At 65.8% G+C, this 21,607-nt stretch carries 22 protein-coding genes; 7 read left to right on the top strand and 15 right to left on the bottom strand.

Features of this window, described 5'->3' with window-relative positions; translation table 11 throughout:
• Positions 1–55: 55 nt before the first annotated feature.
• The 11 genes from KB874_RS14715 to KB874_RS14665 form a co-directional block, all read right to left on the bottom strand.
• Entirely contained in the window at positions 56–1,318 is a 1,263-nt protein-coding gene (locus KB874_RS14715; protein WP_212537293.1) for an NAD(P)/FAD-dependent oxidoreductase, read from the bottom strand.
• A 210-nt stretch (positions 1,319–1,528) separates the two neighbouring features.
• On the bottom strand, positions 1,529–2,239 hold the full coding sequence (locus tag KB874_RS14710; protein ID WP_212537292.1) for a c-type cytochrome: 711 nt from the start codon (positions 2,237–2,239) through the stop codon (positions 1,529–1,531).
• Between the two features lie 2 nt (positions 2,240–2,241).
• On the bottom strand, positions 2,242–3,504 hold the full coding sequence (locus KB874_RS14705; RefSeq protein WP_212537291.1) for a c-type cytochrome: 1,263 nt from the start codon (positions 3,502–3,504) through the stop codon (positions 2,242–2,244).
• The gene (gene soxC / locus KB874_RS14700; protein ID WP_212537290.1) at positions 3,488–4,765 is read right to left on the bottom strand and encodes a sulfite dehydrogenase; all 1,278 of its coding nucleotides are present in this window, start codon (positions 4,763–4,765) and stop codon (positions 3,488–3,490) included. Before soxC ends, KB874_RS14705 begins: the two co-directional genes overlap by 17 nt.
• A 28-nt stretch (positions 4,766–4,793) precedes the next feature.
• Positions 4,794–6,491 carry a thiosulfohydrolase SoxB gene (gene soxB / locus KB874_RS14695; RefSeq protein WP_212537289.1) on the bottom strand — a complete coding sequence of 566 codons (1,698 nt, stop codon included), beginning with the start codon at positions 6,489–6,491 and terminating at the stop codon, positions 4,794–4,796.
• 95 nt (positions 6,492–6,586) lie between these two features.
• Complete coding sequence (gene soxA, locus KB874_RS14690) at positions 6,587–7,435, bottom strand: sulfur oxidation c-type cytochrome SoxA (protein ID WP_212537288.1); 849 nt, start codon at positions 7,433–7,435, stop codon at positions 6,587–6,589.
• A 60-nt stretch (positions 7,436–7,495) separates the two neighbouring features.
• A complete protein-coding gene (soxZ, locus tag KB874_RS14685) occupies positions 7,496–7,822 on the bottom strand; it encodes a thiosulfate oxidation carrier complex protein SoxZ (protein ID WP_212537287.1) in 327 nt (108 codons plus the stop codon).
• A gap of 19 nt (positions 7,823–7,841) precedes the next feature.
• Complete coding sequence (soxY, locus tag KB874_RS14680; protein WP_212537286.1) at positions 7,842–8,276, bottom strand: thiosulfate oxidation carrier protein SoxY; 435 nt, start codon at positions 8,274–8,276, stop codon at positions 7,842–7,844.
• A gap of 24 nt (positions 8,277–8,300) precedes the next feature.
• Positions 8,301–8,771 carry a sulfur oxidation c-type cytochrome SoxX gene (soxX, locus tag KB874_RS14675; protein ID WP_212537285.1) on the bottom strand — a complete coding sequence of 157 codons (471 nt, stop codon included), beginning with the start codon at positions 8,769–8,771 and terminating at the stop codon, positions 8,301–8,303.
• Between the two features lie 147 nt (positions 8,772–8,918).
• A complete protein-coding gene (locus tag KB874_RS14670; protein ID WP_212537284.1) occupies positions 8,919–9,515 on the bottom strand; it encodes a thioredoxin family protein in 597 nt (198 codons plus the stop codon).
• 16 nt (positions 9,516–9,531) lie between these two features.
• A complete protein-coding gene (locus tag KB874_RS14665; protein ID WP_212537283.1) occupies positions 9,532–10,269 on the bottom strand; it encodes a cytochrome c biogenesis CcdA family protein in 738 nt (245 codons plus the stop codon).
• Between the two features lie 80 nt (positions 10,270–10,349).
• On the opposite strand from KB874_RS14665, the gene KB874_RS14660 reads away from it, so the two are divergent.
• The 4 genes from KB874_RS14660 (at position 10,350) to KB874_RS14645 (ending at position 13,032) form a co-directional block, all read left to right on the top strand.
• Positions 10,350–10,724, top strand: a complete 375-nt coding sequence (locus KB874_RS14660; RefSeq protein WP_428849249.1) for a thioredoxin fold domain-containing protein — start codon at positions 10,350–10,352, stop codon at positions 10,722–10,724.
• 14 nt (positions 10,725–10,738) lie between these two features.
• The gene (locus KB874_RS14655; RefSeq protein WP_212537281.1) at positions 10,739–11,077 is read left to right on the top strand and encodes an ArsR/SmtB family transcription factor; all 339 of its coding nucleotides are present in this window, start codon (positions 10,739–10,741) and stop codon (positions 11,075–11,077) included.
• Positions 11,078–11,193: 116 nt separating this feature from the next.
• Positions 11,194–12,252: a YeeE/YedE family protein gene (locus tag KB874_RS14650; protein ID WP_212537280.1), complete on the top strand. Its 1,059-nt coding sequence runs from the start codon at positions 11,194–11,196 to the stop codon at positions 12,250–12,252.
• A gap of 138 nt (positions 12,253–12,390) precedes the next feature.
• A complete protein-coding gene (locus KB874_RS14645; protein WP_212537279.1) occupies positions 12,391–13,032 on the top strand; it encodes a DUF3047 domain-containing protein in 642 nt (213 codons plus the stop codon).
• A 28-nt stretch (positions 13,033–13,060) separates the two neighbouring features.
• Here the strand turns inward: KB874_RS14645 and KB874_RS14640 are convergent, their stop codons facing one another.
• A complete protein-coding gene (locus KB874_RS14640; RefSeq protein WP_212537278.1) occupies positions 13,061–13,648 on the bottom strand; it encodes a riboflavin synthase in 588 nt (195 codons plus the stop codon).
• 90 nt (positions 13,649–13,738) lie between these two features.
• Here KB874_RS14640 and KB874_RS14635 point away from each other — a divergent pair, with 90 nt between their 5' ends.
• From KB874_RS14635 to KB874_RS14625, 3 genes are all read left to right on the top strand, one after another.
• Positions 13,739–15,031, top strand: a complete 1,293-nt coding sequence (locus KB874_RS14635) for a capsule polysaccharide biogenesis protein (protein ID WP_212537277.1) — start codon at positions 13,739–13,741, stop codon at positions 15,029–15,031.
• 86 nt (positions 15,032–15,117) lie between these two features.
• Positions 15,118–16,272: a polysaccharide biosynthesis/export family protein gene (locus KB874_RS14630; RefSeq protein ID WP_212537276.1), complete on the top strand. Its 1,155-nt coding sequence runs from the start codon at positions 15,118–15,120 to the stop codon at positions 16,270–16,272.
• Positions 16,273–16,276: 4 nt separating this feature from the next.
• On the top strand, positions 16,277–18,307 hold the full coding sequence (locus tag KB874_RS14625; RefSeq protein WP_249200496.1) for a capsule polysaccharide biogenesis protein: 2,031 nt from the start codon (positions 16,277–16,279) through the stop codon (positions 18,305–18,307).
• 40 nt (positions 18,308–18,347) lie between these two features.
• On the opposite strand, the gene ribD is transcribed toward KB874_RS14625, so the two are convergent.
• The 3 genes from ribD to KB874_RS14610 all read right to left on the bottom strand — a co-directional run bounded on the left by ribD (position 18,348) and on the right by KB874_RS14610 (position 21,584).
• Positions 18,348–19,442, bottom strand: a complete 1,095-nt coding sequence (gene ribD / locus KB874_RS14620) for a bifunctional diaminohydroxyphosphoribosylaminopyrimidine deaminase/5-amino-6-(5-phosphoribosylamino)uracil reductase RibD (RefSeq protein WP_346346558.1) — start codon at positions 19,440–19,442, stop codon at positions 18,348–18,350.
• Positions 19,439–19,906 carry a transcriptional regulator NrdR gene (nrdR, locus tag KB874_RS14615; protein WP_212537275.1) on the bottom strand — a complete coding sequence of 156 codons (468 nt, stop codon included), beginning with the start codon at positions 19,904–19,906 and terminating at the stop codon, positions 19,439–19,441. The genes ribD and nrdR overlap by 4 nt, the downstream gene beginning before the upstream one ends.
• 142 nt (positions 19,907–20,048) lie before the next feature.
• Entirely contained in the window at positions 20,049–21,584 is a 1,536-nt protein-coding gene (locus KB874_RS14610; protein ID WP_212537274.1) for a zinc-binding metallopeptidase family protein, read from the bottom strand.
• Positions 21,585–21,607: the final 23 nt, after the last annotated feature.

The raw sequence follows: 21,607 nt of genomic DNA, 5'->3' as shown, positions 1-21,607 counted from the left end.
GATCAAGCCGCCGCGCGGGTGAAGCGGGCCCAAGGCGGGCCCGCCCCGTCCGGGATCAGCCGAACATGTCCGAGGTGATGCCCGAATACCAGCCCAGGCTTTCCTCGTAGGTCGCCTTGCGCATCGCCGCGTCCTCGCCCGTCTGGCTGACGAAGCTGGAAACGCTGGCGATCTTCTCCTCCGTGGGCTCATAGGCCGCGCCCACCTTCACGCCGTCGTCGGTGGCGATCAGCGACCAGCAGGTGTTCGAGAACTTGGCAGGAAAGACCCGGCTGCCGGTCAGCGCGCCGCGCACCGCCATGGCCGCCACCTTGGCCTGCGAGTTGGCCGAAAAACCGGATTTCGGCATGTCGCCCTGCGCGCTGGCGTCGCCCAGGATGTAGATCTCGGGATCGAGCCGCGACACCATGCTGTGCCCGTCCACCGGCGCCCAGTTGCCATCTGTCAGGCCCGCGACCTCGCAGATATGGCCGGCCTTCTGCGCCGGGATCACGTTGACCGCGTCGGCCTTGACCACCTCGCCGTCGATATCCACCGTCATCGCGCCCGGATCGACCGAGACGTTGCCGCCGCCGAAATCGGGGCCCAGCCGTTCGACCATGCCGGGATAGTGTTTTTGCCAGCCTTCCTCGAACAGCGCCTGCTTGGAATACTGTTCCTTAGGGTCGGCCACGATGATCTTGGCGGTCGGGTTGTTGGCCTTGAGGTAATGCGCCACCATGCTGATCCGCTCGTAGGGGCCGGGAGGGCAACGGTAGGGGTTGGGCGGCGCCACCATGACAAAGACCCCTCCCTGCGGCATGGCCTCGATCTGCGCCTTCAACAGCGCGGTCTGCGTCCCGGCCTTGTAGGCATGGGGCATGACGCCCTGCGCCGAGATATCCCAGCCCGGCACCGAGCCGTCGACGAAATCGATCCCCGGCGAGATCACCAGCTTGTCGTAGGGCACGCTGCCGCCGCCGGCCAGCGCGACGGTCTTGGCATCCCGGTCGACGCCCGTCGCCCAGTCATGCACCACGTTGATGCCGTAGTCGGTGGCGAGCTTGGCATAGGTATGGGCGAGGCTTTCCAGCGTGCGGAACCCGCCGAGATAGAGGTTCGAGAAGAAGCAGGTGAAATAGGTCCGGCTGGGTTCGATCAGCGTGACGTCGATCGCGCCCTCGCTGTCCTTGGCGATGTAGCGCGCGGCGGTCGCGCCACCGGCACCGCCGCCGATGACGACGACGCGGGGCCGGCCCTGCGCGCGGACCATCGGCGCGCTCAGCGTGGCCGCGGCGGCAACGCCGGTGCCCAGGAATGTTCTGCGGTTCAATGTCATTGGGTCTCCTCCCTTTGGCGCGATGCCGGGCCTCTTGCGGGCCGCTCTCGCGTCGCGTGCATCACCCGAAAAGACTACCGCAAAACCCGCGATTCAGAAACGGTAATTTACTGATATTCAGAGTTTTTTTCCGCCTGCCAAGGAAAGCGCCCGCATGGCCGGACGGCCGCGCGAGCGCGTCGGAAACACGGCGAAGGGGCGCCTGCCCCCCTAGTCGATCGTGGCGAAATAGGTGGCCAGCGCTGCGATTTCCTCGTCCGACAGGCGCCCGGCCATCATCTGCATGACCGGATGCGGGCGAATCTGGCGCTTGTAGGCGTGCATGGCGATCACGAAATCCTCTTCGACCCAGTTCACGATCGAAGGGATGCCGTCGTCGGCGCCGTCACGCTTGTGGCAGGTCAGGCATTCCGAGGCGAGGTATTCGCCGTATTCCCGGTCACCCACGATGGCGAGGATCTCGGGCGGCAAGTCCACCTCGCTGCGGAAGGCGGTCGGCTGGGATTCCGGGATGTCGCGGGGGCTGGCGCTGTAGCGGCGCAGATAGGCCATGACATCATGGCGTTCCTGCGCGTCCTTGATGCCCCGGAAGGACATCCGCGTGCCCGAGACCAACGCCCGGGGATTCTCCAGGTAGGCGTCGAGGCGTTCGATGGTCCAGACCATGCCATCGGCATGCGCCCGATCCATCCCGTCGGAATAATCGAACCCCTCGATGCTGCCTGCGCGGCGGCCGAAGATGCCGTTCAGATGCGGTCCGACGCGGTTTTCCGCCCCCGGCCCCACCTGATGGCAACCTCGGCATTGCCGAAAGGCCTCTTCGCCCCGGCTGGCATCGCCGATCAGCTCTGCCTTGTCCTGGGCAAGCGCGGCCCCCGCAGGGGCCAGCGCGATCATCACTGCGGCGACAAGCGCGCGCATGGTTACTGGAACGACTTCAGATAGGCCGTGACAGCCGCGATTTCCTCATCGGACTTGAGCCCGGCAAATGCCATCTTGGTGCCTTTCACATAGCCTCTGGGATCGGCGAGGAAGGCTGCGAGGGTTTCCTCGGTCCATTCACCACCCATGCCGGCCATCGTGCCAGAATACTTGAACCCGTCAACACCGCCGATGGCACGGCCGAAGATACCGTTCAGCTGCGGTCCGGTGCGGTTCTTGGCACCGTCGCCGACCTGGTGGCAGGCCTTGCACTTCTTGAAGACGTTCTCGCCCTCGGCAACCAGCGCCGGGTCGATCGCCGCATGGGCCTCTTCGGCAGGGGCGGCTGCGGCCTCTGCCGCCGGTTCTGCCGCGGCGGTCTGAACTTCGGCTTCCGCAGCGGGTTCGGCCGCGGCCTCCTCGGCGGGGGCTGCGTCGTCGGTCGGGTCGTCCGGCGTCACGTCAAGCACGGTGGCCTTCATGGTGATCTGCACGGCCTCGGGCTTGCAGTTCTCCATGCAGGGTTCGGCGCGCCACTGGGCGTATTCGGTCTCTGCCCGGTCGTCGATGATGAAGCCCTCGGCGTTGGGCATCTGGACCTCGGCCCAGGTTTCCTGCGACAGGACGAAATCATCGGCGATGATGTCGTTCGAGTAGAGGATATAGGCCGTGATCGCATAGACATCGTCGGCAGACAGCGACTGCGCGTTGCCGAAGGGCATCGAACGGTGAACGTAGTCCCAGACGGTCGACAGGTAGGGCCAATAGGAGCCCACGGTCTTCAGCGGGTCCTTGTCGGCCAGCGTGCCGTCGCCCCCGGCCAGCTTGGGCCAGTTGTCGACGCCCTCGGCAAACGAGCCGTGGCAGATCGCGCAATTCTCTTCAAAGATGGGCTCGCCGGTCATGGCATCGCCCGAGCCCGCAGGCAGGCCACGGCCATCGGGCATGACGTTGACGTCCCAGGCGGCGACTTCCTCGGGCAGGGCCGCGCGGCCCAGCCCGAACTTGGCCCCTGCCCCGCCTGCCTGCGCATTCGCGGCGGCGATCAGGCCGCCAGCCGGCGCGGCCTCGGCCACAACCGCCGGCGCCTGTGCGGCTTCCTCGGCGGCGCGGAGCTCGGCCAGTTGCACCGCCGAAAGCGGCGCCAACTGCGGCGGGTTCTGCGGCATGTCGGCGATGTTGCGATCGGCAAAGTTGTAGGCCGCCACCAGCATCACGCCGACGCCGACCGCGGCACCGCCAAAGAGATTAAGAGACTTCGACATTTTCTGCCTCCCCATTCGGCTTCACGTGCCAGGTCTGGATACAGTTGTTGTGATAGACGGAGTTCTCACCCCGGACCTCGCGCAGCTGCGCCTTGGTCGGCTGAACATAGCCCGTCTCGTCGATGGCACGCGATTGCAGCAGCCAGTCCTCGCCGTTCCACTCGGTGTCGAGATAGAAGCGGGCGAGCGCCTTGTTGCCGCCGTCCTGGGCCAGACGCGCGGTCTCCCAGGTCATGCCGCCATCCTTGGAGACGTCGACGCGGGTGATCCTGCCATGCCCCGACCAGGCCATGCCGGTGATGACCACCGGGCCGGGCCCATGCTTGATCGGCGCCTGCGGGCTGGGCGAGGTGACGACCGACTTGGCGTCCATAACCCAAGTCCACTTGCGCGACGTGCCGTCGGCCAGCGTGTCGGTATACTTGGAGGTCTCTTCGCGGCTTTCCACGGCGGCATCGGTCACCTCGACGCGGCGCAGCCACTTGACCCACATGTTGCCTTCCCAGCCGGGAACGACCAGGCGCACCGGGTAGCCGTGCTCTTTCCGCAGGGCTTCGCCATTGGCCTTGAAGGCCACCAGCACGTCGTCCAGCGCCTTTTCCATCGGGATCGAGCGGCCGTTCGACGAAGCATCGGCGCCCTCGACATAGACCCATTTGTCAGCCAGGTCGCCCGCCGCGTTCAGGCCCGCCTCTTCCAGCAGGGTGCGCAGGGAAACGCCGGTATATTCCATGTTGTGGATCATGCCGTGGGTGAACTGCGCGCCGTTCAGCTGCGCGCCTGCCCATTCCATGCCGGTGTTCGCGGCGCATTCGCAGAAATAGACGTGCTGCTCGCGCGGAAAGCGCTCGAGATCCTCGTAGGAGAAGACCAGCGGCGTGTCGACAAGGCCGTTGATCATCAGCCGGTAGTCTTCCTTGCGCAGCTCGATCGCGCCGGAATGGTGCCGCTCGAAGGCGCAGCCTGCAGGGGTGATCGTGCCGTCCAGCGCGTGGATCGGCGTGAAGTTGATCGAGCTGATCGTGTCGGCCGTCAGCCAGGACACGTTGCGGCGGATCACGTCGCCCTCGAACTGGATCGGCAGACCGTAGGGGGTCGCATCCACACCGTCGCCCAGCCCTGTTGCCCATTCCTGGACCTCAGTGATCAGCGGATCGGGGCCTGCGGCCCGTGCGGCTGTCGCCGCGACCGCACCTGCGCCCATCGCTGCGGCGCTGGTCAGGAACTGGCGGCGGGAAGGCCCGTTCGTTTCCTTGCTCATCGCTTTCTCCTTTGATTGGGACGCGGCATCAGATGCCCGTCACCTCGACCGAATTGTTGGGAGCGACCGTGACGGTGCCCTGCTTGCGGATGTGGCTTTCGACCACGTCCCAGATCTGCGGGCCCTCGGTGCCCTCGTTGACGCTGGCCCAGCCGGCGACGACATAGGACTTGGCCGCGTCGATCGCCTCGCCCGTCTTGAGCAGGGTCATCTTGGTGATCCGCTCGCCCTGTGGCTTGGACACGTCGCAGGCAAAGCCCATGCCGCCGATGCGGACCATGTCCCCGCCCTGCTGGTAGTAGGGATCGGGGTTGAAGATGTTGTCAGCGACGTCCTCGAGAATGACCTTGATGAACTCGCCGGTCATTTCGGTGCGATAGGCTTGACCGTAGGTCATGCTGGTGACGTTCCAGATGTCCTCGCGCGTGATGTCCTGACCCGGCAGGATCGACGGCCCCCAGCGCACGCCCGGCGACATGGCGATGTCGGCCTCGCGTTCGGAAATCAGCGCGTCGCAGATCAGGTCGTCCCACGAGCCGTTGAAGTTGCCGCGGCGATACAGCAGCGATTCGGTGCGGCCGATGACCTCGGACAGCTCGGCCTTGAAGGGCGCGCGCTGTTCCTCGATCAGGGCGGACATCTCGGGATCGGGTGCGATGACGTCCGAGAAGATCGGGATCAGCTTGTGACGGAAGCCCATCATGCGGCCCTCGCGCACGTCCAGATCGACGCGCGACACGAACTTGCCGTTCGAGCCGGAGGCGATGATGATCGTCTCGCCCACCAGCACCGGCTCGGGCAGCGCGTCATGGGTGTGGCCCGACAGGATCACGTCGATGCCCGTCACCTTGGACGCCATCTTCTTGTCCACGTCGAAGCCGTTGTGCGACAGGCAAACGACCAGCTCTGCGCCCTCGGCGCGGACCTCGTCGACCATCGCCTGCATGTTCTCGTCGCGGATACCAAAGCTGTATTCGGGGAACATCCAGCGCGGGTTGGCGATCGGCATGTAGGGGAAGGCCTGGCCGATCACGGCGATCTTCACCCCACCCCGCTCGAAGAACTCGTAGGGCTTGAACAGCTCTGCCGGTTCATCCCACTCGGCGTCGAAGATGTTCTGACCGAGCGCGGCAAAGGGCAGCCCCTCGACCAGTTCCTGAACGCGGGCCGAGCCCAGCGTAAATTCCCAGTGGAAGGTCATCGCGTCGGGCTTGAGCGCGTTCATCACGTTGACCATGTCCTGGCCGGCGGTCTTGTAGCAGGTCATCGACCCATGCCAGGTGTCGCCGCCATCCAGCAGGATCGCGTCCGGCCGGTCAGCGCGGATCGCGTTCACGACCGTTGCGACACGATCCAGCCCGCCGACCTTGCCATAGGCCTTTCCGAGGGAGGAGAAGTCGTCATAGCTCAGGGCGTAATGCGACGGGCTGCCGTCCTCGATACCGTAGAGGCGGCGGAAGTCCGCGCCGGTGACGTGAGGCACGGCGCCCTTGTTCTCGCCGACGCCGATATTCACCTCCGGTTCGCGGAAGAAGATCGGCACAAGCTGCGCATGGATGTCGGTGACATGGATCAGCGAGACGTTGCCGAACGTGTCGAACTGCAAAAGCTGGTCCTGGGTCAGCGCCTGCTGCGCGGCCAGCCGCGCCCAGTTGCCGAAACCGCTGGCGCCATACAGGGCAGAGGCGGCCATGGACACTTGCAGGAAGTCGCGTCTTGAGATCATGGGAGGGTCTTTCTGTCTCTCGACACACATGCGCATGTGTGAATTTGTTGGAATAGCGAAGACCCCGCACCGTCGCCGATGCGGGGTCAACCGGATTACTGACGGACGGACGGACCTTCGATGCTCAGGCCGTTGCCGCGTGCGGAAACATAGACCTCAAGCGCAACGAATTCCGGCGAACCGACAGCGAAAGTCTCGCCTCGGGTGTCACGGATGCAGCCGCGGAAGCGGTTGTGCACCTGAACCAGACCGGCGTTCTTCAGACGGTAGGTCGGAAAGCCGTTGATCTGGCCCTGCGACAGGTGGTCTGCCCGGATGTAGTTGCCATAGTTCTGCTCGTGGCAGTTGGCGCAGGACAGTTCCAGGATCCCGTAGCGGGTGTAGTAGATCTCCTTGCCCTTATCGAAGAACTCGGCGGCGGGGCCGTCGGTTGCGACGTTCATCGGCATGCCGCGCGACTGGACCGTGATCAGGGCCTCCATCGCGGTCATTTCGGCGCCGTCATACTTGTAGGCCTCGGCGCCCAGGTTCTCGGTCCGGCAGGTGTTGATTTGCATGGCCAGGGTGCGCATCTCGCCTGCGGCCTCGTTCCACTTGGGATAGACCGCGCGGACGCCCGCCATGCTTTCCTCCGGCGCGCCGTGGCAGGAGGCGCAGGACTTGTCGGCGGTGCCTTCGACAGCGTTCCAGGCGTCGAGCGCCTGGTCCACGGCGATCATCGCCGGGTTGTCGAACGTGTCCATCTGCATGGCCTGCGTGTCGTCCTCGCGGAAGTGCCAGCCAGAGATCGCAGTGTCGATACCGGTCTCTGCCAGAGCGGGCGCGGCTGCGACCTTCGACATCATTTCCTGACCGTCGATCGTCAGCACGTCGTCATCGGCACCACCCGCGAAAGCCGGGGCGGCCAGCAATGCGGCAATTGCCGTCAAAGCCTTGAATTTCATGTGTTTCCCTCCCTTATGGCGACCCTGCCCCGCGGCACGCGGGACAGGGGTGCACCGTGCTCACACGGCGATGGACTTGACGTCTTCGTAGACGGAGCCGTCGTCGTCGTACCAGGTGAACTTGAAGTCACCGGCTTCAGGGACGGTTGCATCGAACTCGAAATACGGGTTCGTCGAGATCGCGGCCGCCAGAACGATGTCGACGACATTCTGACCGTTGAAGTCCGCGGTGAAGCGCCAGATGATCGAGCGCGGGATCACGTTGCCCGAGCTGTCCTTGCGCGTGCCCGATTCCATGTTGTGCGAAATCAGGGTCTTGATGGTGACGACATCACCAGCGGCCGCCTTGGACGGAACCTTGACGCGGGGTTTGACACCAGATGCCATTTCCTGTTTCTCCTCTGACTCAGCCGCCGCAGCCGCCGATGGTGACTTTAACGGTCTTGGCCGCGGTGACGAAGCTGCCGTCGGCCATCTTGGCGATGGCGCGCACGTCCTGCGTTCCGGCCAGACGGATACGGGTCGAGGCCACGCGCGAACCGGCCAGCGGGCCGAAGCGGAAGGTGGCCACGCCCGGCGTCGGGTTGCCGAGTGCGTAAAGACGCACTTCGACGGCGCCGGGGGCGTCGAACGAGATCGGAACGGTGTTGCCGTTCTCGGCGATCTCGGGGGCGTTCAGGGTCAGACCGCCCTCGCCGGCAGTGGCGCCGGCCAGGAAGTCATCGGGGGCGCCGACCATCTCGGCATCGGCCGCGGCCTGCGCGGCGGCGCTGAGCGGCAGCATCGCCACAACGGCGGCGCCGGCACCCAGCGCAAGGGTTTCACGTCGCGTGAAGTCCATGTCGTTTCTCCTATAAACTGGCGGTCAGCTGTCCTTGAGGGTCATCAGGAATGCGACCACGTCTTCGATTTCCTGCGCCGACAGGATCGGCGTGATTTCTGTCGCCGCCTTGCCGGTATATCCGTCGCCCGGCCGGATGAAGCCGGAGACCTTGTAGAACGCCGGCATGACCGTGCCGTCGAACATCTTCTTGGCATTCACGAGGACACCGCGCAGTTCGGCCTCGGAGCGGTAGCCGCCGACGCCATCTAGGCTCGGACCGACTTCGCCCTGGAAATCCGCGCTCAGCGCACTGACCACGTGGCACGCCACGCAGTTGCCCAGACCCCGGTCCGTCATGACCTTGGCGCCGTTCTCGGCATTGCCCGGCGTGCCGGTCAGCGAGACCTCGACCGCGCCGTATTCGTCGAATGCGACGTTGTCCGGTGCGACGGTCTCGGCGAATGCCACGCCCGCCGTCAGCGCCACCGCTGCTGTGATTGCTGTAAGCCTCATGTTCCCTCCCTGGGCTTGACGGCGCTTTTGACGCCCTAGCTTTATGGCTCTTGCATACCGTAGAGCACAGAGGCCGCCATTCGCAACAACAAATTCACGGATGTGAATTTTTGATCCTTTTTGTCGCGGCCGACCGCCTTTTCGCCATCAGTCGAACTTCTTTTCCGACTCAGGTCGGTTTGCGTTGCGCTCCTGGATTCGGCGAGCGTGGTAGCGCTGGAAATCTTCATCGCCGTCAAGCTCGTAGCGCTTTTCCTGAACCCAAGTGAACATGTCCAGCGTCGTGCCTTTGCTGAACGCCCCGGGCATCACGGCGACCGCCGATTCGACGGCCGACTGGTCCTCGGGAACCTCCTCGGGCAGGAACAGGATGTTGGGCGTGAAGAGCACGTGCCACTTGCGCGTCGCGGCCTTCTCGCTCATCGATTCCCCGTCCGTATCGACGATCTCGGTATCGCCATGCAGGTTGATCCGCACGACAAAGAAATGGTCGTCGATGAACTGGCTGACCTCGGGGTCGCTGAACACCTCTTCGTGCATCTTATGGCAGTAGATGCAGCCGCGCTGTTCGACGAACAGCACCAGGCGTTTGCCCTCGGTATTGGCCTCAGCGAGGTCCTCGCGCAGGTCCTTGAAAGTGTCTCGGATCCAAGGCTGTTTGTAGAGCCCGTCGTCCCCCATTTCCAGCGCCCAGACCGGCAGGGCGATGAGTGCGGCAAGGGCCGCGCCTATCCACGTCTTCATCTTGTCCTCCCTCTTTTCAGCTCAGCGACGACCAGGACGGAAAAGTCTCGATCATCCACTGGGCGATCACGTTCACGCTATCGGTCACGATGAGAATCGCAAAGAGGATCAGCATCGCGCCCATCACTTTCTCGACATACTTCAGCTTGTCGCGGTGCCGTCCCGTCCAGCGCAGGAACGGCCCCGAGAACAGCGCCGCGACAACGAAGGGCGCGGTCATGCCGATGCCGTAGACCAGCAGCAGCAGCCCGCCGCGCGCAATGTCGCCCATGCCGCTGGCGATCATCAGGATCGAGGCCAGCGCCGGCCCGACGCAGGGCGTCCAGCCAAAGCCGAAGGCGAGACCCATCAGGTAGGCGCCCAGCACGGTCGTGGGTTCCGCCTTCGACTCGATCCGCGCCTCGCGGTAGAGAAAGCCGATGCGGATCACGCCGAGGAAGTGCAGGCCGAAGACCGTCAGGATCGCCGCCGCCACCCATTGCAGCTGGTCCAGCCAGTCGGCAAAGGCCTGCCCCACCGCCGTGGCGCCCATTCCAAGCAGCACGAAGATCGTTGTCACGCCCGCCGCGAAGAACACCGCCGACATCAGCAGCCGCCGCTGCGCCTTGGGAGTGATTCCCGCGTCGTCGCGCAGTTCCGCCATGGAAATGCCCGCCATGTAGCACAGGTAGAAGGGCACCATGGGCAGGATGCAGGGCGTGAAAAAGCTCAACAGACCGGCAAACAGGGCGCCCGCATATGAGATGTCGAGCATGGCTGTGCGCCTTTCCTTGATCAATTCACATATTCAGATTAAGTTGAGTGTTGAGTGAAATGTCAATCGGGGATCGCAGCGTGTCTCACCTGCTCAAGTTTTCGGCACTGGCGCTGGCCGTGCTGGCCGCGCCCGTGGCTTGGGCAGAGTATGCCCTCGTGATGGTCGAGCAACCGGGTTGCGCCTATTGCGCCGCCTGGGACGATCAGATCGCGCCCGCCTATCCCGAAACTCAGGAAGGGCGCTTTGCCCCGCTGATCCGCGCCGACCTGCATCTTGGCCCGCCCGCCGGGATTGAATATGACCGGCGGGTGAACTTCACGCCGACCTTCATCCTGGTGAAGGACGGAGAGGAGATCGCCCGGATGGAAGGCTATGTCGGCGAAACCTTCTTCTGGCCTGTCTATTCGCAGCTGCTTGGGCAGCACACGGAATTCCGCGCCGTCGGAAACTGAACAGGGAATCCACCATGGCACTGCCGGTTCTGAGCAGCGATCTGACAGAGGACGAACTCGACGCCATCGTCGACAAGGCGACAGCGGCGTCTTCGTTTCTCAAGGCGATCAGCCATGAAGGCCGCCTGATGATCCTGTGCCACCTCGTCACCGGCGAGAAATCCGTGACCGAGCTCGAGGAACTGCTGTCGGCGCGCCAGGCCGCCGTCAGCCAGCAACTGTCGCGCCTGCGGCTCGAGGGGCTGGTGGTGCCGCGTCGGGACGGCAAGGCAATCTATTACCGCCTTGCCGACGACAAGCCTCGCAAGCTGCTGGAATGCGTCTACGAGCTGTTCTGCGCCGACGAGCGCTGACCCGACCCCCGCGTCCGGCCTGACGCGATTCGCAGGCCCGTCGCGAGGCCTTGATCGCGCGTGCACACATCCGCATACTGGGATGTGGAGAGACGGGTCGGGAGGAGGACCCGGGCATGAGCGACATTCTTTCGGAATTCCACCTCGTGGCCTTGGTCGGGCTTGTCGGGGGCGTCTTTCTGGGCCTTGCGGCGCGGATGGGGCGGTTCTGCACGCTGGGCGCCATCGAAGACGCGCTTTATGGCAATTCGACCGTTCGGCTGCGGATGTGGGGCGTGGCCATCGGCGCCTCGGTGATCGGCAGTTTCGGCCTGATGCAGGCCGGGCTGCTGGATGGCGCCGACACCTACTACCTGTCGGTCCACTGGCTGCCCTATGCCTCGATCGTGGGCGGGCTGGTCTTTGGCTACGGCATGGCGCTGGCGGGCAATTGCGGCTACGGCGCCATCGCGCGGCTGGGCGGCGGCGACCTGCGCAGCTTTGTCATCGTCCTTGTGATGGGGGTGTCGACCTATGTCGTCCTGTCTGGCCCGCTGGCGCCGTTGCGTGCGGCGCTGTTTCCGCAAGAACCGGTGATAACCGCCATCCCGCCCGGCATCGCGCACCAGCTGGGCGCGCTGACGGGTCTGTCGGTCAACGGGATCGGCATGGCGATCGGGGGGCTGATCCTGCTGGGCTCGATCAGTCACCGCCCGCTGCTGGAACAGCCGAAATACATCCTCTGGGCACTGGTCGTTGCAGCCGGCGTGCTGATCGGCTGGGCCGGCACCGCCTGGGTTGCGCGGACGGGGTTCGAGACCCTGCCGGTGGTCTCGCACAGCTTTGCCGCGCCGCTGGGCGAATCGATCCTGTGGTGGATGACCGGCTCGGCCCGGCCGCTGTCCTTTGCGGTAGGCTCGGTCGCCGGGGTCTGGACCGGCGCCTTCATCGGCTCGATGATCAAGGGGCATTTCCGCTGGGAGGCCTGCGAGGACCCGCGCGAGTTGCGCCGCCAGATCATCGGCGCCGCGCTGATGGGTGCCGGCGCGGTCATCGCCATCGGCTGTTCCATCGGGCAGGGCCTGACGGCGTTTTCGGTTCTCGCCTTCTCGGCCCCGCTGACCTTCGCGGCGATCTTTGCAGGGGCGGCACTGGGGCTGCGCCAGCTTATCATGGGCTTTCAGCCGGCCGAGTGAGGCGACAGCCAACCGGCTGCCCCAAGCTCCAGCGCTGGCCTTCACGCGCGCCTGACAATCGCGTCAGAACGGCGAAACGGCGATGTGCGCAAATCAGGGCTGCTGTATCGTTCCGTCGACACCGGATCGGAGAGAACGATGCGCCTTGCACTCCTGCCCGCCATCCTCGCCACGCTCGCGACCCCCGCCCCGGCCGGTTCGGTCAGCTTTGCCAAGGGATGGCAGGAACAGCGTCTGTCGCTGTTCAACTCCAACGATTACCGGTTCGGGTCCAGCCTCGGGATGGTCTCGAAGGATTCGGTCTCGATCGCCTGGACCCGCGTGGCGCCGCAGGACTGGACGAGTTCCCGTGCCTCCTGGAGCTGGACCGTCGATCAATCGGTTCCGCCGACGGACCTGTCGCGCAAGGGCGGGGACGACCGCAACATTTCGCTCTACTTCGTCTTCGTGCCGGAACGCATCGCCCCAAGCCTGGGGAAGGCGGGCATCCGCAACCTTCTCGGCAATAAGGACGTGCGGATCATCCAGTATGCGTGGGGCGGCAAACACGGGCGCGGGCAGGTCATCCGCTCGCCCTATGGCCCTGCCGGGCAGGGCGTGACCATCCCGTTGCGGCAGGCCGGGACTGGCGCGCATCATGAATCGGTCGACCTCGCCGCGGACTATGCCCGCGCCTTCGGCGGCGAGAGGGGCGCGCTGATCGGTCTTGCAGTGTCAGGCGACAGCGACGACACCGACAGCGTAATCCGCGCCGCCATCGGGAACCTGGAACTGCGCTAGCGTGTCCGCCCCGGCGGCGCGCGACTGCTCAGGCCCAGTCCTGAAGCCGCGCGACGTAGCGCGCCAGCGTGTCGATCTCGAGATTCACCCGGTCTCCGACCTGCGCCTGCCCCCAAGTGGTCACCGCCTTGGTATGAGGGATGAAATTTATCCCGAAATCGCAGCCATCGACCTCGTTCACGGTCAGTGACGTGCCGTTCAGCGCGACCGAGCCCTTGGACGCGATGTAGCGCGCCAAGTGATCGGGTGCGCGCAGGGTGACGCGGGTGCTGTCGCCCTCGTCGCGCATCGCCACGATGGTCGCCACTCCGTCCACGTGGCCCGAGACGATATGGCCACCCAACTCGTCCCCAACCCGCAACGCGCGTTCCAGGTTGATCCGCCGTCCCGGCGCCCAGAGGTCGAGGTTGGTCTTCGAGACCGTCTCGGCGCTGATTTCCACGCCGAACCAGTCAGGGCCCAGAGAGACCACCGTCAGGCAGACCCCGTCGCAGGCGATCGAGGCGCCGATCTCGATGCCGGACGTGTCGTAATGCGTGCCGATGCGGGCACGCAGGTCGCCGCGCCGCTCCAGGTCGATGACCTCGCCCATGTCCGTCACGATGCCGGTGAACATCCACTCCCCCCTTGCGGCTCCCGTAGAGCCTTATTTTCGCCCCGCTGACGCGGTAAGGATTTCCTCAGCCACAGCACATAAAACGGCGACATGACCAAGGCAACCGGACAAGACAGGGTCTTTCTGTTCCTTCAGGGACCGCACGGGCCGTTCTTTCACCGGCTCGGGGTGATGCTGCGCCGCACCGGGGCCCAGGTCTGGCGCGTCGGCTTCAACGCGGGCGACCGGGCGTTCTGGTTTGACCGCGCCTCGTTCATCCCGTTTCGGGGCCGGATCGAGGACTGGCGCGAAACCTTCGTCGACGTCGTGACGGACAAGGGTGTGACCGACATCGTCCTGTATGGTGACGTGCGCCCCATCCATGCCGAGGCCGTCGAGGAGGCGCGCAGGCGCGGCATGACGGTACATGTCTTCGAGGAAGGCTACATGCGCCCCTACTGGGTGACGTATGAACGGGACGGATCGAACGGCCATTCCCGCCTGATGCGGATGAGCGTGACCGAGATGCGCCGCGCGCTGGAACTCTCCGACCTGGAATCGCCCATGCCGCCGGCCTCTTGGGGCGACATGCGCCAGCACATCTTTTACGGTGCGCTGTATCACTGGTTCGTCATGGCGCAAAACCGCGCCTTCCGGAACTTCCGCCCGCATCGCGACCTGACGGTGTTCCAGGAATTCCAGCTGTATCTGAAGCGCCTGCTGCTGATGCCCTTCGGCTGGGCCGACCGCGTGATCTCGACCCGGCGGATCCGGTTGGGCGGGTTCCCCTATCACCTGGCGCTGATGCAGCTCGAACATGACTCGAGCTTTCGCAAGCATTCGCCGTTCAAGACCATGCCCGAGTTCATCGCCATGGTGATCGAGGGGTTTGCCCGGGGCGCGCCGGGTCACCATCACCTGGTGTTCAAGGCGCATCCGCTGGAGGATGGCCGCGTCAACATGCGCCGCGCCATCCGCGAGGCGGCGCGCGCCCAAGGCGTCGAGACCCGTGTGCATTACCTGCGCGGCGGCAAGCTGGCGCAGTTGCTCAACGATGCGCGCAGCGCGGTCACGGTGAATTCCACCTCGGCGCAGCAGGTGCTGTGGCGGGGCATCCCTCTCAAGGTCTTCGGCGACGCGGTCTATGCCAAGCCGGAATTCGTCTCGACCCAGCCGCTGCCCGAGTTCTTTGCCCAGCCGGTCCGCCCCGACATGCGCGCCTACAAGGACTATCGCCGCTACCTTCTGGAAACCTCGCAGTTGCCGGGCGGTTTCTATTCCACCCGCGGAAGGCGGCAATTGCTGCGCCACGTGGTCGACATGATGCTGTCGCCCGATGATCCCTATGACGCGCTGCTGCGCGGCACCGCGGCCCCGCGGCAACAGTTGCGCGTGGTGCATTAGGCCCCCGACTGGATTTTTCGCCCGGTCCAAAGTAGCCTTTAAAAAAAAAGACCGAGGCAGAAAATACAGGTCGAGGAGACCGAGCAGTGAAACACTCCCCCTCCCGGTGGGTGCGCGGATGCGCCCTTCTGGTCGCGGTGTCCCTTGTGGCATCCTGCGGCCTGCCGCGCGTTGGTCCCAACAAGCGCGAGATCTTCGCCGGCTCCGTCCAGAAAGAGGGCGATGCCTTCATCGTCGCCGTCAATGACCGCGTCACGCGCGCCACGGCCGTGGTTCCCGCGCTGGGCTTTTCCGAAAGCTTTCGCAATGCCGGCGTGCTGGGCTCTGACACGATCCAGCCGGGCGATACGCTGGGCCTGACAATCTGGGAAAACGTCGATGACGGACTTCTGTCCGGAGAGACCAGCAACTCGACCCTGCTGGAAGAGGTACAGGTGGATGGCGCGGGCTTTATCTTCGTGCCCTACGCGGGTCGATTGAAAGCCTCTGGCAACACGCCCGAACGGGTGCGCCAGATCATCACCGAAAAGCTCAAGGACCAGACACCGGACCCACAGGTACAGGTGCGCCGCCTTGCCGGAGACGGATCGACCGTCAGCCTGATCGGCTCGATCGGCGGACAGGGCGTCTACGCGATCGAGCGGCCCACCCGCACGCTGTCAGCCATGCTGGCGCGCGCCGGTGGCATCACGATCCAGCCGGAAATCGCGCAGGTCAAGGTGATGCGCGGCGCCCAGGCCGAGACGATCTGGTTCCAGGATCTCTACCGCAACCCCGGCTATGACATCGCCCTGCGCGGCGGAGACCGTATCCTGGTCGAGGAGGACACCCGCGCCTTCACAGCCCTGGGCGCCACCGGCACCCAGGCCCGCGTGCCCTTCGAAAGCCAGACGCTGAGCGCGATAGAGGCGATCGCCCAGGTCGGCGGCCTGCTGGCGACCGCGGCCGACCCCACCGGCGTGTTCGTGTTCCGCAACGAACCGGCCGAGATCGCCAACCAGGTCCTGGGCCGCAACGACCTGATCGGGGCACAGCGCGTGGTCTACGTGCTGGACCTGACGCAACCCAACGGAATGTTCCTGGCGCGGGATTTCGTAATCCGCGACGACGACACGCTGTATGTGACCGAGGCGCCCTTCACCCAATGGAACAAGACCATCGCCGCGCTGACAGGCTCTCTGGCGGCTGTCGGCACGGTGGACACCGCAGCGACCACCCTGGGCGTGGCCGGCGGGGGATAAGCCCTTGCAAGACAACGAGGGACAGGGCAGCGCCGGGGGCAACGACCCCCGGCGTCTTCTTGTCTATACCGGCGGTTTCCTGTGGCAGCGGCGCATCCGGCGCATCCTGGCTCTGTCCGGCTGGCAGGTGGCACTGGGCCGCCCGGGGCCGGGTGACCATATTGGTGTCTGGGGCCAGTCGCCCCGTGCCCGGCGGGGCGAGGCCGTGGCCGCGCGGCATGGTGCGCCGCTGGTCCGGATCGAGGATGCCTTTCTGCGGTCGCTGCATCCGGGACGCGAGGGTGAACCGCCCTTGGGGCTGCTGATCGACCGCTCCGGCATGCATTTCGACGCCCGACAGCCATCCGACCTGGAGACGCTGCTGGCGACGCATCCGCTGGACGATTCCGCCTTGCTGGCAAGGGCACGCGCCGCCATGGCGCGGATGCAGGCGGCGCATTTGTCGAAATACTCCGCCACCCGGACCGACCTGCCCCCGCCCGAACCGGGCTATGTGCTGGTCGTCGACCAGACAGACGGAGATGCCTCGACGCTGGCCTGCGGTGCCGATCGCGCGCGGTTTCTCGAGATGCTGTATTACGCCCGCGCTGAACATCCGGGCAAACGCATCCTACTGAAAACGCACCCGGAAACCACGGCCGGGCACCGCCCGGGCCATTACCGCGACAGCGACGCGCAAGGCCCGGTGACAATCCATGACGGGCCGCAATCGCCCTGGACACTGCTCGAGGGGGCGGTCGCGGTCTATACCGTCTCGTCCCAGATGGGGTTCGAGGCGATCCTTGCCGGGCATCGCCCGCGCGTCTTCGGCACGCCCTTCTATGCGGGCTGGGGCCTGACAGAGGATCAGGACCCGGTGCAACGTCGGCAGCGCAGCCTGACCCGCGCACAGATCTTCGCCGCAGCGATGATCCTCTACCCAGTCTGGTATGACCCGTTCCGCGATCGCCTGTGCCAGCTGGAAGACGTTCTGGCGGCGCTGGAGGCCGGCGCGCGCGCCTGGCGCGAGGATCGGGCGGGCTGGGTCGCCTCGGGCATGCGCCTGTGGAAAAGACCGCACCTCCAGGGATTTTTCGGCCATGTCAGGCGCCTGCGCTTCGAGGACGATGTGGACAGGAGCCGCGCCATCGCCGCGCGCGACGGGCGCCGGCGCATGGCCTGGGCGTCGAAGGCGCAGGATGACAAGGCGGCGCGGGTCGAGGACGGATTCCTGCGGTCGCGCGGGTTGGGCGCCGCGCTGGTGCCGCCCATGTCGCTGGTCCTCGACGATCTCGGCATCTATTACGATCCCTCTCGCCCCTCTCGACTGGAGCAGATGATTGCCCAAGGCGGTAGCCTCGGACGCGATCAAATCGAACGATCAGAGGCATTAATAAGCCGAATAATCCGCCTGGAATTGTCCAAATACAACATTACCGGCGATTTACCCGATTTGCCCAAGGGTCACCGCATCCTTGTGCCCGGACAGGTCGAGGACGACGCTTCGATCCTGCGCGGCAGCCCCGAGCTGCGCCGCAATGCCGATCTTCTGGCGCGTGCGCGGGCCGAGAACCCCAAGGCGGTGATCCTCTACAAGCCCCATCCCGATGTCGAGGCGGGCCTGCGCGAGGGGCACGTCGACCGGACAGAACTGTGGGCCGACCTTGTTCTGAACCACGCGCCAATCGCGCCGCTCTTGTCACAAGTCTCTGAAATTTGGACGATAACCTCTCTGACCGGGTTTGAAGGGCTGTTGCGGGGTCTGCGCGTGACAACGCTGGGCGTGCCGTTCTATGCTGGCTGGGGACTGACGCGCGACCTGGGAGTCGTGCCCGCGCGCCGCCTGTCCGGGCCCAGACCCAGTCTTGCCGCGCTGGTTCATGCCACGCTGATCGCCTATCCGCGCTATCGCGATCCGGTCACGGGCCAGCCCTGCCCGGTCGAGGTCATCCTTGACCGCCTTGAAAGCGGAGCGGTTCCAAGGTCGGGGCCAGCGATCCGGGCACTGGCCAAGATGCAGGGGTTGCTGTCGTCCCACACGCATCTCTGGCGCTGAGATCCGGCCTCATGTTATGCCCACAGGGCGCTGAAATAATTCAGTTTCTGCGCCAAATGGAATACATGTCATTCCCGACGCCCCGCTGCTCGGCCAGCGCCAGGCGAGGCGCCTCCGACAGCGCGCCTATACCCAGCGCCCCTATGCCCGGGACGCCTTCGGCCCCCAGGACGACACCGGCGGAGAAGACCTGCAATTCGTCCACCAGGTCCTCTGCCAGAAGGGATGCGGCCAACTGCCCGCCACCCTCGCAGAGCACCCGTGTCAGACCTGCCTCGCCAAGGGCGTGCAGCACCGATTGAGGGGCCAGGCGACCACCCGCCAGTGCACAGGAAAACAGCCTTGCACCAAGCCCTTGCCAGGCGTCCCTCAACTCGGTGGACACGTCCGGACCATGGCAGATCCAGACCGGCACCTCTTGTGCCGTGCGGGCCAGCTGGCCCATCAGTGGCAGGTCCAGAAGGCGAGAGACGACGACACGCACCGGCTGAGAGACCGTACCGAAGCCGCGCACCGTCAGCGCCGGGTCGTCGGCGCGCGCCGTGCCGCCGCCAACCATCACCGCATCGTGCCGGGCCCGCAGCCCATGCACGACGCGCCGCGCCTCGGGCCCGGTGATCCAGCGGCTTTCGCCGCTGGCCGTCGCGATCCGACCATCGAGGCTCAAAGCCAGCTTCAGCGTCACGAAGGGTCGCCCCTGCTCGACCCGCAGGAAGAACCCGGCGTGATCGGCCTGCGCCTCGGCCGCCATCACGCCGTTCGTCACCTCGACCCCAGCCGCGCGCAGCAGGGCAAAGCCCTGCCCCGCGACGCGCGGATCGCTGTCCTCGAGCGGCGCCACGACGCGGGCCACGCCCGCCGCGATCAGCGCCTCGGCGCAGGGTGGGGTCTTGCCGTGATGGGCGCAGGGTTCCAGCGTGACATAGGCAGTGGCGTTACGCGCGGCGGTGCCGGCCTGGGCCAGCGCCTCTGTCTCGGCATGGGGGCGCCCGCCGGGTTGCGTCCAGCCGCGCCCGACGATTCGTCCCCTGGATACGATCACGCAACCCACCGCGGGATTGGGCCAGACATGCCCCATCCCGCGCCGGCCCAGCGCAAGCGCATGGGCCATGTGCCGCCGATCCGTCTCGGTCACTTCTGCTCCGGGCCCTGCGGACGCAACTCGCTGACGAACTTGTCGAAGTCGTCTGCGGCCTGGAAGTTCTTGTAGACGCTGGCAAAACGGACGTAGGCAACGGTGTCGATCCGGGCCAGCGTCTCCATCACGATCTCGCCGATCGTCTTCGAGGGGATGTCGGTCTCGCCCATCGATTCCAGCCGCCGGACGATGCCGGAGATCATCTGGTCGATGCGCTCGGGCTCGATGGGCCGCTTTTGCAGCGCGATCCGGATCGAGCGTTCCAGCTTGTCCCGGTCGAAATCTTCGCGCCGGCCGCTGGTCTTGATCACCACGAGGTCACGCAACTGCACGCGTTCATAGGTGGTGAAGCGCCCGCCGCAGGCCGGGCAGAAGCGCCGCCTCCGGATCGAGACATGGTCCTCCGCGGGCCGGGAATCCTTGACCTGCGTGTCGATATTTCCGCAAAACGGGCAGCGCATTCCGGCCGTCCCCCTCGTTCGTTTTCTGCTCTGACTTGCCTGATTGCGGGGTTTGTCCCCACTTATCCACAGGCACTATAGGGGAGCGCCCATAATTTGGGTAGTGGTGATTTTGCGCCACGACATGCGGTGCAAATGTGCCTCAGAACGGGATGTGCCAGCCGCGACCGCGCCGGGTTTCGACGTATTCCGGCCATGGCAGGGCGATGGGCGGCGGGTAGTCGGCCAGGGGCGGGATCGGTGCGACATCGCGGCGGCACTCGAATTCCTGCCACGCGGCGCGGCGGGCCGCGGCATCGGTCAGCAGGCGCAGCGCACTGCGGGCAAGGACGCGCGCGGCGCAGTTCACGGTCGGGTCGATCAGCGGGCGCATGCCGCCCAGCGCGTTCATCGCCCAGGGCGGATAGGGTCCGCCGCGCAGCGCCGGCCTTGCAACGTAGAACCGCGCGGTAGGCGCGTGCCAGCTCATGTCGGTGTAATCGTCCGAGGTGCTGTTCGTCTGGCTGGGCGGCAGATCGCGGCGCAGGTGCGCCTCGGCCTCTTGCGGCGCGATGAGGGCGGTGCATTCGGGGATGAGCGGGTTGTCCTCTGGCGGCCGGCCGCAGGCCTGTTGCACCTGCCGGGCCAGCGCCAGCGCCTCGTCGGTCCAGGCGGGAGGCCCGGCCTCCTGCAAGGCGTCCCAGACAATCCCGGCCATGACGTGATTGGTCAGGCCGGGGCGCGAGCGGCTGACCCAGACCTTTTCCACCGTGCACCCGGCCAGCGCGGCGGCGCTGTCGGCGATGGCGTCGAGCCGGGCGGTGATCGCCTCGGCCATGGGGATGTCGGGGATGCGGATCATGTATTGCAGGTCGGCAGCCAGCGCGGGCAGATTGTCGGCGGTGGCCTGCCCGGTGGCGAGGATCGCCTCGGAGACAGACCAGCCTCCACGATGCGGCAGCATCGAGTCGCGCAGCATCCGCCCTTGCGACAGCATCAGCATCAGCGCGTCGTTGGCGCCCGGCGCGCGCACGTCGGAATGGCTTTGCGGGATCGGCGCGCCATCGCCCGTTCCCCACAACTGTGGCGCGTCACAGCGGAACCGGTAGACAAAGGAATACGCCGCGCCGCATTGCGTGTCCCAGCGCACTGTGTTGCACAGCGGCAGCATGTAGAACGGGTGAAAGGACAGGATTCCCGCCAGCCCGTCGTAATAGCCCGCCGCTGCGTGCAAGGGCTTGGATCCACGCACCTTTTCGGCGGGCTCGCCCGTAAATCTCAACCCGCCGGGGATGCCGTGTGCCTGCATCGCGTGCTTCGTCGCCAGCAGACCGGCCAGAGACCCGATCCCCAGCGCGGAATGCGGATCGGTATGGCCCGCCGCGCCAAAAGGCAGGCCGTCGCGCGGGGCGCGTTCCGGGCGGGCGGCCTGGCAATTACCGGGAACGGCGTCGTATTCGGCATACATACCCACCATCGGCCCGTCGCCGTTTCGCCATTCCGCGCAAAAGGCGGTGGGCATCCCCGCGCTGCCCTCCTCGACGGTGAACCCCTCGGCCCGCAGGCAGGCGACATACCACTCGGCCGAGCGGTATTCGCGCCATGCCGGTTCGGCGAATTCAAAGATCAGTGCGCACCAGTCAGAAAATTCCGTGGCGCGTTCGGCGATCAGCGCGTCTGCGCTGGCGGTGGGTGTCATGGCGCCCTCCGGTCTGCATTCCG

Source organism: Thetidibacter halocola, from assembly GCF_018224955.1.
Lineage (GTDB): Bacteria > Pseudomonadota > Alphaproteobacteria > Rhodobacterales > Rhodobacteraceae > Thetidibacter > Thetidibacter halocola.
The sequence above is the reverse complement of the archived record's forward strand: the minus strand, read 5'-3'. Positions and strand labels throughout refer to the sequence as shown.